Annotated in this window: 13 protein-coding genes; 5 read left to right on the forward strand and 8 right to left on the reverse strand. The window is 67.0% G+C overall.

Features of this window, described 5'->3' with window-relative positions:
• Positions 1–17 precede the first annotated feature (17 nt).
• A complete protein-coding gene (locus tag ACP3TD_RS16430) occupies positions 18–251 on the forward strand; it encodes a DUF6480 family protein (RefSeq protein ID WP_056076498.1) in 234 nt (77 codons plus the stop codon).
• A 22-nt stretch (positions 252–273) separates the two neighbouring features.
• On the opposite strand, the gene ACP3TD_RS16435 is transcribed toward ACP3TD_RS16430, so the two are convergent.
• The 5 genes from ACP3TD_RS16435 to ACP3TD_RS16455 form a co-directional block, all read right to left on the reverse strand.
• Positions 274–1,182 carry a 3-hydroxyacyl-CoA dehydrogenase family protein gene (locus ACP3TD_RS16435; RefSeq protein ID WP_426764049.1) on the reverse strand — a complete coding sequence of 303 codons (909 nt, stop codon included), beginning with the start codon at positions 1,180–1,182 and terminating at the stop codon, positions 274–276.
• A 6-nt stretch (positions 1,183–1,188) separates the two neighbouring features.
• A complete protein-coding gene (locus tag ACP3TD_RS16440) occupies positions 1,189–1,992 on the reverse strand; it encodes an enoyl-CoA hydratase/isomerase family protein (RefSeq protein WP_426764050.1) in 804 nt (267 codons plus the stop codon).
• Complete coding sequence (locus tag ACP3TD_RS16445; RefSeq protein ID WP_426764051.1) at positions 1,992–3,218, reverse strand: thiolase family protein; 1,227 nt, start codon at positions 3,216–3,218, stop codon at positions 1,992–1,994. Before ACP3TD_RS16445 ends, ACP3TD_RS16440 begins: the two co-directional genes overlap by 1 nt.
• Before the next feature lie 120 nt (positions 3,219–3,338).
• Entirely contained in the window at positions 3,339–4,013 is a 675-nt protein-coding gene (locus tag ACP3TD_RS16450; RefSeq protein ID WP_426764052.1) for a pentapeptide repeat-containing protein, read from the reverse strand.
• Positions 4,010–4,471 carry an SRPBCC family protein gene (locus ACP3TD_RS16455; protein WP_426764053.1) on the reverse strand — a complete coding sequence of 154 codons (462 nt, stop codon included), beginning with the start codon at positions 4,469–4,471 and terminating at the stop codon, positions 4,010–4,012. Before ACP3TD_RS16455 ends, ACP3TD_RS16450 begins: the two co-directional genes overlap by 4 nt.
• Before the next feature lie 141 nt (positions 4,472–4,612).
• On the opposite strand from ACP3TD_RS16455, the gene ACP3TD_RS16460 reads away from it, so the two are divergent.
• Positions 4,613–4,789, forward strand: coding sequence for a CsbD family protein (locus tag ACP3TD_RS16460; protein WP_045729318.1), 177 nt, complete (start codon positions 4,613–4,615; stop codon positions 4,787–4,789).
• A gap of 110 nt (positions 4,790–4,899) precedes the next feature.
• Here the strand turns inward: ACP3TD_RS16460 and ACP3TD_RS16465 are convergent, their stop codons facing one another.
• A complete protein-coding gene (locus ACP3TD_RS16465) occupies positions 4,900–5,955 on the reverse strand; it encodes a DNA polymerase IV (protein ID WP_426767277.1) in 1,056 nt (351 codons plus the stop codon).
• 112 nt (positions 5,956–6,067) lie between these two features.
• Here ACP3TD_RS16465 and ACP3TD_RS16470 point away from each other — a divergent pair, with 112 nt between their 5' ends.
• Positions 6,068–6,802 carry a dienelactone hydrolase family protein gene (locus ACP3TD_RS16470; protein ID WP_426764054.1) on the forward strand — a complete coding sequence of 245 codons (735 nt, stop codon included), beginning with the start codon at positions 6,068–6,070 and terminating at the stop codon, positions 6,800–6,802.
• A 93-nt stretch (positions 6,803–6,895) separates the two neighbouring features.
• Here ACP3TD_RS16470 and ACP3TD_RS16475 read toward each other — a convergent pair whose 3' ends face one another.
• Positions 6,896–8,356 (reverse strand): amino acid permease, encoded by a 1,461-nt coding sequence (locus ACP3TD_RS16475; RefSeq protein ID WP_426764055.1) that lies wholly within the window; start codon positions 8,354–8,356, stop codon positions 6,896–6,898.
• A 270-nt stretch (positions 8,357–8,626) separates the two neighbouring features.
• Here ACP3TD_RS16475 and ACP3TD_RS16480 point away from each other — a divergent pair, with 270 nt between their 5' ends.
• A complete protein-coding gene (locus ACP3TD_RS16480) occupies positions 8,627–9,877 on the forward strand; it encodes an Nramp family divalent metal transporter (RefSeq protein ID WP_426764056.1) in 1,251 nt (416 codons plus the stop codon).
• A gap of 51 nt (positions 9,878–9,928) precedes the next feature.
• A complete protein-coding gene (locus ACP3TD_RS16485; RefSeq protein WP_426764057.1) occupies positions 9,929–10,690 on the forward strand; it encodes a CPBP family intramembrane glutamic endopeptidase in 762 nt (253 codons plus the stop codon).
• A gap of 3 nt (positions 10,691–10,693) precedes the next feature.
• On the opposite strand, the gene ACP3TD_RS16490 is transcribed toward ACP3TD_RS16485, so the two are convergent.
• On the reverse strand, positions 10,694–12,451 hold the full coding sequence (locus tag ACP3TD_RS16490; RefSeq protein ID WP_426764058.1) for a hypothetical protein: 1,758 nt from the start codon (positions 12,449–12,451) through the stop codon (positions 10,694–10,696).
• Positions 12,452–12,453 lie beyond the last annotated feature (2 nt).

Raw genomic sequence — 12,453 nt, forward strand, 5'->3', positions numbered from 1 at the left:
CGAGCAAGGGAGTTAACGTGTCAGGAACCAATCCGGACCCGGAAGACGACAAGATCACAGGCCTGGAACCCGGCGGCGGAGTTCCCCCGGGCGAAACCCCGCCCGGGGAAGGCTCGGTGGCGGGCACTCAGGAACCCCGGCAACCTGGTTCCGGACGGGGCCAGCAGATCTTTTGGCTTGGAGCCATCGGCGCAGGCGTCCTGCTGTTCCTGCTGTATTTCATCGGCTACATCGTCGGCTTCTTCGACTAAGCGCCGCACTTCCCGGGTTGTCCTAGCTGGGCCAGTCGAAGAAGCCCTTGCCGGTCTTGCGGCCGAGTTCGCCGCGGGCCACCTTGTCGCGGAGGATCTGCGGCGGGGCGAACCGGTCACCGAGCGTGGACTGCAGGTACTCAGCGATGCCCAGCCGCACGTCCAGGCCCACGATGTCCGTGGTCCGCAGCGGCCCCATGGGGTGCTTGTAGCCCAGGACCATGGCGTTATCAATGTCCTCAGCCGACGCCACACCCTCTTCGACCATCCGCATCGCCTCCAGGGCGATTGCCACGCCGAGCCGGGACGAGGCAAAGCCCGGCGCATCGTTGACGACGACGGCGGTCTTCCCCAAAGCCGCCACCCACCTTTTCGCCGCGTCAGCGAGTCCGGGTGCGGTGTGTTCGCCGAGGACCACTTCGATCAGCGTGGACGCCGGCACTGGGTTGAAGAAGTGCAGCCCCAGGAAGTTCCCGGGCCGCTGCAGCTCCTTAGCGAGCCCGTTCACGGACAGCGATGACGTGTTGGACGCCAGATACGCCTCCGGCGCCAGCCGCTCCTCAATCCCGCGCAGCGAAGAAACCTTCAGATCCCAGTCCTCGGGCACGGCCTCGACCACCAGCTGCCGGTCCTTGAACGCGTCATAGTCCACGCCCACGGTCAGCCGGGAAGCCATCTCGTCCAGGTTCGCGTCCACCACACCGCGCTCGATGCTCTTGGCCGCAGCGGACTCCACCCGCTCCCGGGCAGCCTCGGCAGATTGCTCATCACGCTCCACCACCAGCACATCGGCGCCCTTGATCAGGAACGCGTGCGCGATGCCCGCACCCATCCGGCCACCACCCAACACCCCGACGAAATCGGGAAGAATAGCGGGCAGGTCAGGGGAAAGATCAGCAGGCAGGCCAGAAGGATTTGCAGTGTTGCTCATGGATTTCTACTTTCCGTCAGCGGTGTCGGAGGATGCAGCCTTCTTGGCCGCGTTGCGGTCCAGGAACTTCTGCATGCGGTCGAACTTGGCCTGCGATTCGAAGAGGATGCCCTGGGCCAGCTGGTCTATCAGCGGGTGCGCTTCAGCGGGGGCATGAAACACGGACTTGGTGATCCGGACGGCGAGGGGATCCTGCCGGGCGATACGGTCAGCAAGGCTGTGGGCGGCACCCAGGAGCTCCGCGGGGCTGTGGATCTCGGTGATGAGGTTGACGGCCAGGGCCTCGTCGGCGCCCAGCACTTTGCCCGCAAGGAGGATCTGCTTGGCCACCGGCTCCCCCACCAGCTCCTTGAGCCGCCAGCTGGCACCTGCGGCGGCCAGAATCCCCAGCCCGGTCTCCGGGTTGCCGATCCTCACATCCGGGGTCCCGATCCGGAAGTCGGCCGCGTAGGCCAACTCCGCGCCGCCGCCCAGGCAGTACCCGTCCACGGCTGCGATGACGGGCATGGGCAGCTTGGCGATCCGCACGAAAATGGTGGAGTTGATCCCCTGCAGGGCATCGTCCCGCCGCCGCTCACGGAGCTGGGCGATGTCGGCGCCGGAGGCGAACAGGCCATCCACGCCGGCGATGATCAGGACCTTGGGATTTTGTTCCAGCGCGGCACAGACTGTGTGCAGCTCATCCACCATCTGCTGGTCGATGGCGTTGCGCACCTCGGGGCGGTTCAGCAGGACCACCACACGGTCGCCCTGCTCCTCCACCAGAAGCGCGGAGAACTTTTCGGCCGCCAGATCCACTGCGCCCGGCATCAGATCTTCTCCAGCAGCATGGCCGTGCCCTGGCCGACGCCGACGCACATGGTGGCGAGGCCCATTTTGGCGTCCTCGCGCTCCATCCGTCCCAGCAAGGTGATGGCGATCCGTGAGCCGCTGGAACCGAGCGGATGGCCCAAAGCGATGGCGCCGCCGTCGTTGTTCACAATGTCCGGATCCAGGCCCAGCCGGCGGATGCAGGCAAGGGACTGCGTGGCGAAGGCTTCGTTAAGTTCGACGGCGGACAGGTCACCGACGCTCAGGCCGGACCGCTTCAGGATTTTCTGCGTGGCCGGGACCGGGCCGATGCCCATGATCTCGGGCTCGCATCCGGCTGAGGCGCCGTCGATGATCCGGGCACGCGGCGTCAGGCCGAGCCGCTCGATGGCCGCTTCGGACGCGATGATGATGGCGGAGGCGCCGTCGTTCAGCGACGAAGAGTTCCCGGCCGTGACCACCGACCCGCCATGCGCCACGGGCTTGAGCTTCGCCAACACCTCGGCGGTGGTGCCGGCGCGGGGACCCTCATCGGTGTCCACCACGGTTTCGGCCTTGCGGGTCTTGACGGTGACCGGGACGATCTCGTCCCTGAACCGGCCGGCGTCGATGGCGGCGAGGGCACGTTCGTGGGAGCGGACGGCAAAGGCGTCGGCGTCCTCGCGGGAGATGCCGTCCACCCGGGCCACTTCCTCGGCGGTTTCAGGCATGGCATAGGTCATCTTGCCGTCCCGGGACAACGCACCGTGCTGGAACTGGGGGTTGGTGAAGCGCCACCCGATGGAGGTGTCGAAGATCTGCCCGGGCTTGGCGAAGGCGGCGCTCGGCTTCTCCTGCACCCAGGGCGCCCGGCTCATCGACTCGACGCCGCCTGCGATCACGATGTCCGCGGCGCCGGCTTTGATCATGTGGCTGGCCTGGATGATGGCGCTCAACCCGGACGCGCAAAGCCTGTTGACGGTAATTCCGGGGATGTGCATCGGCAGCCCGGCCAGGAGGACCGCCATCCGCGCGACGTTGCGGTTCTCTTCACCGGCGCCGTTCGCGTTGCCAAGGATCACCTCGTCGATGCTGTCCGGGTCCAGGCCGGCGCGTTGCACGGCTTCACGGACCACCAGCGCGGCCAGGTCATCGGGCCGGACCGCCGAGAGTGCACCTCCGTACCTGCCCACCGGAGTCCGGACTCCGCCTACCAGGAAAGCCTGGGGACCTGCGCTTGCAGCCATGGAAACACCCTTCACGCGATTAACAGCACTGTCACCGGCGGCCGGCATCGCAAATGCACTACTTACCGACCGTTCGTTCTGTAAATAGTACACGGCAGACCCGGCCACGCGTAGCCCCACTTAGATGACGGTGATGCCCAGGTGTGCGGCCAGGAGCGGCGCGAGCAGTCCCAGCTGGTATTCGTCCATGACGACGCCGGCCATGTTGCCGATGCCGCTGACGCTGCGGAAGTCAGCCCCGCGGAGGTCGAAGTCCTTAAGCCTGGCGCCGGTAAGGTCCAGGGCTCCGATGGTGCAGCCCGTCAGCGACACCCTCGTTGCCGCTGCCGAACCAAGGTCCAGTTCGTTGATGATGCAGTCGGTGATGAGCACGTCCGTCAGCTTCGCCCCGCGCAGGTTCAGGTAGTCCAGCTTGCCGCCTTCGATCCGGACGGACTGCCACCCTGATTCGTAGAGTTCGGCCGAACCGAGCCGGGGGTTGCTGATCTCAACGTCCCGCCAGGTACTGCGGGCGGCCCTGAAAACGGGGGCATACAGCTCGCTGATGACGGTGTCGCGGAATCCGGCGCCGCGGAGTTGGGCTTCGTTGAAGGAAACGCCCTGGAGTTCACACTCGGAGAAGTCTGCGCCGGATAGCTCCAGCCCATCGGCGTCCAGGCGGTTGTAGCGGGCACCCTCATGGCGCCCGCCGCGGCGGAAGTCCAGGCCGCGGTCCTCAAGGTCCTCAAGCCGGACCGGCGAAAGCCGCGGGGCGGTGACGGCAGCCTTGGGCCGCCTGGTTCCGGACCCGCTCACCGGGCGGATTCCGCTTTGGCCGCGATGTCCGCCAGGTCCTTGGCGAGCGCTTTGCCGCTTGCCGCCATGCCCAGCCTGCCGAACACTGCGGCGAGGACCCGGGTGGCCGCCGTGGGTTTGGACAGCTTGGCACCAAAGGTCAGCGTCAGGTCCGTTCCGCCGTCGCGGTTGGCCAGGCTGAACCTGGTACTGTAAGCCGCCCCGCCCTGGGCGGCTTTAACGGTGGTGGTGCGGGGCGGTTCCGCGCTGTCCACCCACATCTCCACGGTTTCAGACCTGCCGAACATCTTCCGTGTTTCCTTCCAGCGGGTGCCCACGGCGTAGGCACCGTCCGTCAGGAGCTGCACCGCCTCCACCCCGGACAGCGTCCCGGGTGCGTTCCGGATATCCGTGATTACGGCCCACACCCTTTCCGGCGAAGCATGGATGTGCTGGGTCAGGCTGAGGCTTTGGTCCATGACGTCGAGCCTATCGCCGCGGGCGGACAAAGGCAGGGCGGCCGACCGCCCGCGGCCCGCCGGGGCTTGAATTAGTAAGCATGCTTCGTGTTAGTGTGAAAGGGCATTGTTTGATCGACGGAAACGAAAGGAGGCCACACCATGGGCCTCGGAGACAAGATCAGTAACGCAGCAGAAGACATGGGCGGTAAGGCCAAGGAAGCTGCTGGCAACGCAACCGACAACGACCGCCTGAAGGCAGAAGGCCAGACCGATCAGGTCAAGGCTGATGCAAAGAAGGTCGGCGAAAATGTCAAGGACGAGTTCAAGCGCAACTAGTCCTTTACCGGGGCGGCCGCAGCGAACGGCGTGCTGAACCGGTAGACAATGGCGGCGGATCCCCCGGATTCGCCGCCATTTTGCTGCCCGGGCGTGACAGGGCTTGTGGGTCACCAGCCACTGCGGGTTGGCGTATGCCCCTGCCTCGAGTCGTCCGGCATGGTCATTTCAGCCCGCAGCCCCAGCAGCCGGATGGGCCGGTCCGGTTCCACTTTGCCCCTGAGGCCGAGGGCTCGGGCCAGCACCTCCCCGGGGTCCGCGGTTTCGGGAATTTTGCGGGCATAGGTTTTGGTGGTGAACGGGGCGTACCGGACCTTGAGCGTCAGCCCGACCACCGGCCGCCCTTCAGCGGCAACATCCTCCAGCACCGCCGCCACCAGTTCCCGGACAGCTTCATCCACCTGCGCCGGTTCCGTGAGGTCGCGCTGGAACGTGGTCTCCCGGCTGTGGCCGCGCGCCACCCATGGGGTGTCATCCACCACCGAGGAACCGTCACCCCGCCCGAGCTGCGCGTACCAGGGCCCCATTTTGGGACCGAACTCGGGGACCAAAATGCCCGGGTCCACCGCCGCCAGCTGGGACACCGTGGTGATCCCCAGCGTTGCCAGCCGGCGCGACACCTTGGTTCCCACTCCCCACAGGTCGATGGTGGGCCGGTTCCCCATGACGTCCAGCCAGTTCTCCGCCGTCAGCCGGAAAACACCAGCCGGTTTGCCGAACGTGGTCGCCACCTTGGCGCGGACCAGGGTGTCGCCGATGCCCACGCTGCAGTGCAGCCTGGTGGCCTCGAGTACCGCTTCCTGCAGTTGGCGGGCGTAGGCCTCGGGATCACTGGCCTGCACGCCGACGAACGCCTCGTCCCAGCCGAGCACCTGGACGACGGCGCCGGGCTGGGAGCGCAGCACGCCCATCACCTCCCCCGAGGCCTGGAGGTAGGCCTCCTGGTCCACCGGCAGAATGACAGCGTCAGGAACTTTCCGCGCGGCGATGCGCAGCGGCATCCCGGATCCGACGCCGTAGGCCCGGGCTTCGTAGGAGGCGGTTGAGACAACGGCCCGTTCGGTGGGATCGCCCCGGCCACCTACGATCACAGGTTTGCCGGCAAGCTCAGGGCGGCGGAGCACTTCCACGGCCGCGATGAACTGGTCCAGATCCACATGCAGCACCCAGGGTTCGCCCACATGCCCCAGTCTGCCCCGCGCCGCCGCCCTGCACCAGCATTCCCCGCGTGCGGCTAGCCTTGGGCCAGCATTCCCCGCGTGCGGCTAGCCTTGGGCCATGACGAACGTGGACCTGAGCACCGAGAGCATGGCCGCCGGCGGATCGCCCTCGCTGGGCGGCTACCTGGCTGTACCCAAGGGCGAGGGCCCCTTTCCCGCCGTCGTCGTAATCCATGAAGCCTTCGGCCTGGATGACCAGACCCGCCGCCACGCGGACCGGCTGGCCCGGGTCGGCTACCTTGCCCTGGCGCTGGACCTGTACAGCGACGGCGGGGCGCGGCGGTGCCTGGTGGGAACCATGCGCGCCATGGTGGCCCGCACGGGCCGGCCGTTCACCGACATCGCCACGGCCCGCACCTGGCTTGCGGAATTGGACCTCAGCAACGGCAGAACGGGGGTGATCGGATTCTGCATGGGCGGCGGGTTCGCCCTGCTGGCCGCCAAGGACGGGTTCCAGGCCGCGGCGGTCAACTACGGACGCCTCCCTAAGGAGCAGGAGGACCTCGTGGAGGCCCTGCGCGGCGCCTGCCCCATCGTGGCCAACTACGGCGGTGCGGACAGGTCACTTAAAGGAGCGGCCGCCCGGCTCGATTCGGCCCTCGACCAACTGGGCATCGAGCACAGCGTGCAGGAGTTTCCCGGCGCCGGCCACAGCTTCCTTAATGACGAAGGGCTGGGCCCGGCACCCCTCCGGCCCCTGATGCGCGTCATGGGTGTGGGCCCCGATCCGGAGTCCGCCCCGGAGGCGTGGCGGCGGATTGAGGACTACTTCGCGCGGTACCTGAAGGACTGACCGGAGGACTTACGAAAACGGCGGCCCACCCTCCGAGCCTTTCGGTACTCAGGGGCGGGCCGCCGTCGTGCGTATCCCGGCAGTTCTGCAGCCTTAGCTGAAGAGCTCGCTCTTGGGTGCGTTGTTCTTGACCTTCTGCCAGCCCAGCCAGAGGACCACGGCGAAGAACGGAATGGTGGCCAGGGTCCACAGCCCCAGGTAGAACACCTCGCCGTCCTTGCTGGTCATGGTGTCGAAGCCGATGAGGACTGCAATGACGAGCAGGGCGATGAGGCCGGCCCAGCTGGTCCACGGCGAGCCGGGCATGGGCAGGGTGGACACGCTGCCCTTCTTCTTCCGCAGCGCGATCTGGCTGGCGAAGATGGACCCCCAGGTGAAGATCACGCCGATGGAGGCCGTGTTCAGGGCGAGGTCGAACGCGTGCGAACCGCCCAGCCAGATGTTCAGCAGGATGCCCACCAGGTAGACGGTGCCGATGGCGAGGATAGCCATGTACGGGACCCGGCGGGTAGACATGCGGGTGAGCCACTGCGGCGCGTGGCCGTTGTTGGCCATGGTGCGGAAGATTCGGCCGATCGAGTAGAGGCCCGAATTGCAGGAGGACAGGGCGGCCGTAATGACGATCATGTTCATGACGTCGCCCATCCAGCCCAGGCCCATCTGGCCGAAGACGGTGACGAACGGGGAAGTCCCGGCCTTGTACTGGTCCGAGGGCAGCAGCATGGCCAGCAGGGAGACAGAGCCGACGTAGAAAACGACGATGCGGACCACGACGGCGCGGATCGCCTTGGGGACTTCGCGTTCCGGGTTCTGCATCTCGCCGGCGGTGATGCCCACCAGTTCGATGGCGTTGTAAGCGAAAATGACGGCGTTCAGCACAAGGATCATGACCAGCGCGCCCTTGGGGAACATGCCGCCTTCGTCATGGAAGAGATTGGCCACGGAGGCGTGTCCGTCGCCCACCTTGGCGTTGGTGACCACCATGAAGGTGCCCACGGCCAGGAAGATGACAATCGCGGCGACCTTGAGGCAGGAGGCCCAGAATTCGAATTCCCCGAAGGCCTTGACGCTGAAGAGGTTCACGGCCACCAGCAGCACCAGCGCGGCGATGGCGGACAGTTCAACGGGGACGTTGGGGAAGAAGAACTGGAAGTAGAGGCCGATCGCGATGAGTTCGGCGATGCCGGTCATGGCCCAGTTGATGAAGTACATCCAGCCGGACAGGTAAGCACCCTTGCGGCCGAACATTTCACCGGCGTAGCTGACGAACGAGCCGGAGGTCTGGCGATACATGATGAGTTCGCCCAGGGCCCGCATCAGCAGGTAGGCGATGACGCCGGCAATGGCGTAGGAGAAGATGAGGGCCGGGCCGGTGGAGGCGAGGCGGCCGCCGGCTCCCATGAAGAGGCCGACGCCGATGGCGCCGCCCATGGCGATCATGGTGACGTGGCGCCTGCCCAGCGTTTTGCTGTAGCCCTCGGCGCTGAGGGACGGGTCGACGGCGGTGGATGATGCCGTGCTGTTCTTGATTTCGGGCGGGGTACTTTGAGGCACAACGGTTCCTTGTGGGTTGGGGGTTGGCCGCATCCGGAAGCGAATGATCCAGCTCACATATTCGGCCTTCAGCCGTTGGGACGGCCGTTTGTGAGCGTAAGTCTTCGACTTGCCGAAGCTTCGCGCGGCCTATCCATCGTACAAGATCCACCCGGGTGCCACGTGACGCGCACTACACCCACCCTGCTACGGCAGTCCGTAAAGATACTTTTCGGCATGCCTAAATTTGCGGTATTCTCATGTCATTACCGCAACGGCGAGGAGATGATCATGGCAGCACCCACCCTGCAGGTACGGCCAGCCGCAGGCAGGCTGTGGTCACGGCTCCTGCTGCTGGGCCCGGCATTCGTCGCCGCCATCGCCTACGTGGATCCCGGAAATGTCGCCGCCAACCTGACCGCCGGCGCGAACTACGGCTACCTGCTCGTCTGGGTGCTGGTGATTGCCAACGCCATGGCGGTCCTGGTGCAGTACCAGTCCGCGAAACTGGGCCTCGCCACCGGCCTGAGCCTGCCGGAAATCCTCGGCAAGCGGCTGGGAACCCGCTCCCGGCGCCTCTACTGGGTGCAGGCCGAAGTGGTTGCCGGCGCCACTGACATGGCCGAAGTCATTGGCGGCGCCGTGGCCCTGAACCTGCTGTTCGGGCTGCCGCTCCTGCTGGGCGGAGTCATCATCGGCATCGCCTCCATGCTGCTGCTGGCGCTGCAGACCGCCCGCGGCCAACGGTCCTTCGAGTACGCCGTCCTGGTCCTCCTCGGAGTGATCGCCGTCGGCTTCATGGCCGGCCTGTTCGTCAACCCGCCCGACGCCGGCAGCGCCCTGGGCGGACTGGTTCCGCGTTTCGAGGGAACGGACACCGTCCTGCTCGCCGCGAGCATGCTGGGCGCCACGGTGATGCCGCACGCCATCTACCTGCACTCTGCGCTGGCACGTGACCGGTTCGGCTTTTCCCCGGACCCGGCCGTGCGGACCCGGTTGATCCGGGCCACCCGGTTCGATGTGCTGGGCGCGCTGCTGCTGGCCGGCGTGGTCAACATCTCGATGCTGCTGCTGGCCGCATCCAGCCTGCGCGGCATCGAGGGAACGGACACCATCGCAGGAGCCCACGCCGCCGTCTCCGCCGCCTTGGGACCCGCCATCGGCGTCGTGTTCGCCGTGGGGCTTCTGGCATCGGGCCTGGCGTCCACCTCGGTGGGCTGCTACGCCGGCGCAACCATCATGGGCGGCCTGCTGAAAGTCCGGATTCCACTGCTGGTCCGCCGGGTCATCACCCTCATCCCCGCCCTGGTAATCCTCGGGGCAGGAATCGAGCCGACACTCGCGCTGGTCCTCAGCCAGGTGCTGCTCAGTTTCGGCATTCCGTTTGCACTGATCCCGCTGATCCGGCTGACCGGCAAACGCGAGATCATGGGCATCCACGTTGACTCCCGTGCCCTGAAGATCGCCGGCTGGACCAGCGCCACGCTGATCGTGGGACTGAACTGCGTGCTGATCGCGCTGACCATCGCCGGGCAATCCTGAAGCCTGATTCCGAAAACGCTCCCGGGGGCATCCGGAAGCTAGGCTGAAACCATGGCCACCACGCACCGCCGCCCGCCCGCACCACAGCCGGAGCTGTACCGCTTCGCTCCCCTGGATTTCGCCGCCCTCGGCACGTATGTGGCCATTGCCGGCGTCTTCACCGTGGCCGGTGAGCTCCTGGCGCCGGCGCTTCAGCAACTGGCGCCCTCCCCGGCGGCGGCGTCCTACCTGGTCAACCTGATCTTCTACGGATCCGTGGCGGTCCTTGCGTTCCTGGCGGCCCGGCGGGTGGTGGTGCGGGACCTGTTGGTCCTGGCCACCCGCCCGTGGTTCACCCTGCTGATGGTGCCGGCGGCCGTAATCGTCATGATGATCCTGACGGCCGTGGTGGTGGCTGCGGGCGGGGAAGCCCAGACCTCCGCCAACCAGGCCGGCCTGCAGTCGCTGATGCAGCAGGTCCCGGCCTGGCTGATTGTGCCCGTGCTGGTGGTGGTGGGCCCGTTCGTGGAGGAGTACATCTTCCGGCACCTCCTGATCGGCAAGCTCAGCAGGCGGCTGAACATCTGGCTCTGCTGCGCCCTGTCCGTGGTGGTGTTCGCCGGCATCCACATCGCCGGCCAGGAAGCCATCACCCTGACGGCGCTGCTGCCCTACCTAGCCATGGGCGCCACCCTGGTGTTCGTCTACGTCTGGACCGGCCGGAACGTGATGTTCTCCTATTTCGTCCACGCTGCCAAGAACCTGCTGGCGGTGGTCTTTATCTACGCCATCCCGCCGGAGCTGTTTGAACAGCTCCAGCAGGCGCAGGCCTGATTCCTAGGGCGCTCCGGTGTTTCCCCGCAGCACCAGACGGTGGCTGCCGGCCGTCCGTCCCGTGATGAACACCTTGACCCCGGCCGAAGCATTGGTCCCCGCCAGGTAGCGGTAGTTTTCGCCCGGGTTGTACTCGGGTGGAGTGTCGGGATCGGCCGGCAGGCCCGGCCCGAACTCGATGGTGTCAGCGCCCACCCGGTAGCTGCCGGCCCCCTGCACGAGCTGGAAGGCTCCCGGCGTCCCTGAAGCCGGGACCACGCCGTCGAGCACGCCCCCGGGCCGGAAGGTCAATTCCAGGGCAAAGGCGGTGTCCGCACCGTCGAAATCCAGCTCCAGGACGGTCTGCCCCGGCTCGGCCCGGACGGCAATCTCCGTGCCCAGCCGGTGAACCACCGTGGGCCGGCCTGGAAAGTCCATGCTGGCGCTGAACCGGCCCTCGTGGCCCAACGCGTAAACGCCGTCCTCCCGCCTGCGGGCGGCGGGCAGTGGCAGGTAGAAGTTCGCTGAAAGCTCCTCGGACAGCCGGACCGTGGCGCCGTTCCGTACCGTGTGCTGGCTGCGGAACGGGCCCAGGTCGAAGAAGCTGCGGGACAGCCGCACATCGGACAGGACCGCCGCTCCGTGGGCGAACCGCAAGAACGTGGAGTTGCTGGCCAGCCCCGACACCACGCCCGGGACCAGGCTGTCACAGCCACCGAACACCGTGGTGGCGGACCCGGCAGCCCGGAACCGGTAGGCGCCGCAAGCCTCCAGGGCAGCGTCGGCCGGAGTGAGGGGAACGGGCAGCGTGCTGTCCGGTGCTGTGGCTCCTGCCTTCTCATCCGGAAGGCCGGCCTGCAGCCAGGGGTCAAGCCGCAGCACGGCCAGCAGTTTGGCGGGTTCGTGCAGCGGGAGCGTCCCCAGCCAGGCTGCAGCCGCGGCAAAGTCCGGGTTGGCGTCCTGGTTGGCCATGCGCCGGTAGAGCGGCAGGAAGGGGGCGGCCCCGAAGTCCATCCACTGGTCCTGCCGGCGGGAGAACACGGATTCCAGGGTTCCGTCCGGGTTGAACCAGGGCAGGAATGCCGTGAGGTTCCGGCGGACGTGGTCCAGCAGCCCAGGACGGCCTGCATGGTCAGCGATGGCCAGCAGGGACGGGTTGGTCACGGCCGAGGCGTACAGCGCACTGCGTTCGGAGTACATGCCGTCCGGCAGCTGGTCGATACCTTCGGCCAGCCATTCATTGATCCTGTCCGCGATGTCCTGCCGCGGCTGCAGCGCGTTGATCCTGGCCAGGGCGGCGCTCAGTTCCCAGCGGTGGTTGGGGGTGTGGACTCCCCCGGACACCAGTGCGTCGGTGGCGCGGGAAATGATTCCGCCCAGCCGGGCCTCCGCGTCCGTGAGTGCCTCCCCGGGCGTTTCCAGGCCACGGATGATGCGAAGGGCTATGCACGCATCGTTGAGGGTGAAGGCGGAATCCGGCGGGGAGCAGAGGTTGGTGCCATCGAACAGGCCGGTGGGGCCCTGCAGCTGTTCGAGCCGGTCCAGGCACCGGCGCATCGCGCCACCCGTGACGTCCGCGGCGGCAACATTCCCCCCGGCGGCGTAAAAGGCGGAGCCGGGCTCCGTGGTGACCGCGGCCAAAGCCAGCAGCCTGCCCATGGCGGCGCGGTGCGGAAGGGCCGCGGCGTCGTCGTCGTGCGTGGCAAGGAACGCTGCAACGCTCCTGCCCGCCGCCTCCACCACCCGGGCGCGGAAAGCGGTGTCAGTTGTTGTCGTTTCCACGG

Origin of the sequence: Pseudarthrobacter sp. 1G09, assembly GCF_050038305.1 — a bacterium.
In the GTDB taxonomy this organism is placed as follows: Bacteria; Actinomycetota; Actinomycetes; order Actinomycetales; family Micrococcaceae; genus Arthrobacter; species Arthrobacter equi.

What these genes read in the sequence shown, in the direction of transcription:
- ACP3TD_RS16485 (WP_426764057.1), top strand. Translation starts at nt 9,929, where the DNA reads ATGGCCACCACGCACCGCCGCCCGCCCGCACCACAGCCGGAGCTGTAC.
- ACP3TD_RS16455 (WP_426764053.1), bottom strand. Translation starts at nt 4,471, where the DNA reads ATGGACCAAAGCCTCAGCCTGACCCAGCACATCCATGCTTCGCCGGAA.
- ACP3TD_RS16480 (WP_426764056.1), top strand. Translation starts at nt 8,627, where the DNA reads ATGGCAGCACCCACCCTGCAGGTACGGCCAGCCGCAGGCAGGCTGTGG.
- ACP3TD_RS16470 (WP_426764054.1), top strand. Translation starts at nt 6,068, where the DNA reads ATGACGAACGTGGACCTGAGCACCGAGAGCATGGCCGCCGGCGGATCG.
- ACP3TD_RS16445 (WP_426764051.1), bottom strand. Translation starts at nt 3,218, where the DNA reads ATGGCTGCAAGCGCAGGTCCCCAGGCTTTCCTGGTAGGCGGAGTCCGG.
- ACP3TD_RS16435 (WP_426764049.1), bottom strand. Translation starts at nt 1,182, where the DNA reads ATGAGCAACACTGCAAATCCTTCTGGCCTGCCTGCTGATCTTTCCCCT.
- ACP3TD_RS16460 (WP_045729318.1), top strand. Translation starts at nt 4,613, where the DNA reads ATGGGCCTCGGAGACAAGATCAGTAACGCAGCAGAAGACATGGGCGGT.
- ACP3TD_RS16440 (WP_426764050.1), bottom strand. Translation starts at nt 1,992, where the DNA reads ATGCCGGGCGCAGTGGATCTGGCGGCCGAAAAGTTCTCCGCGCTTCTG.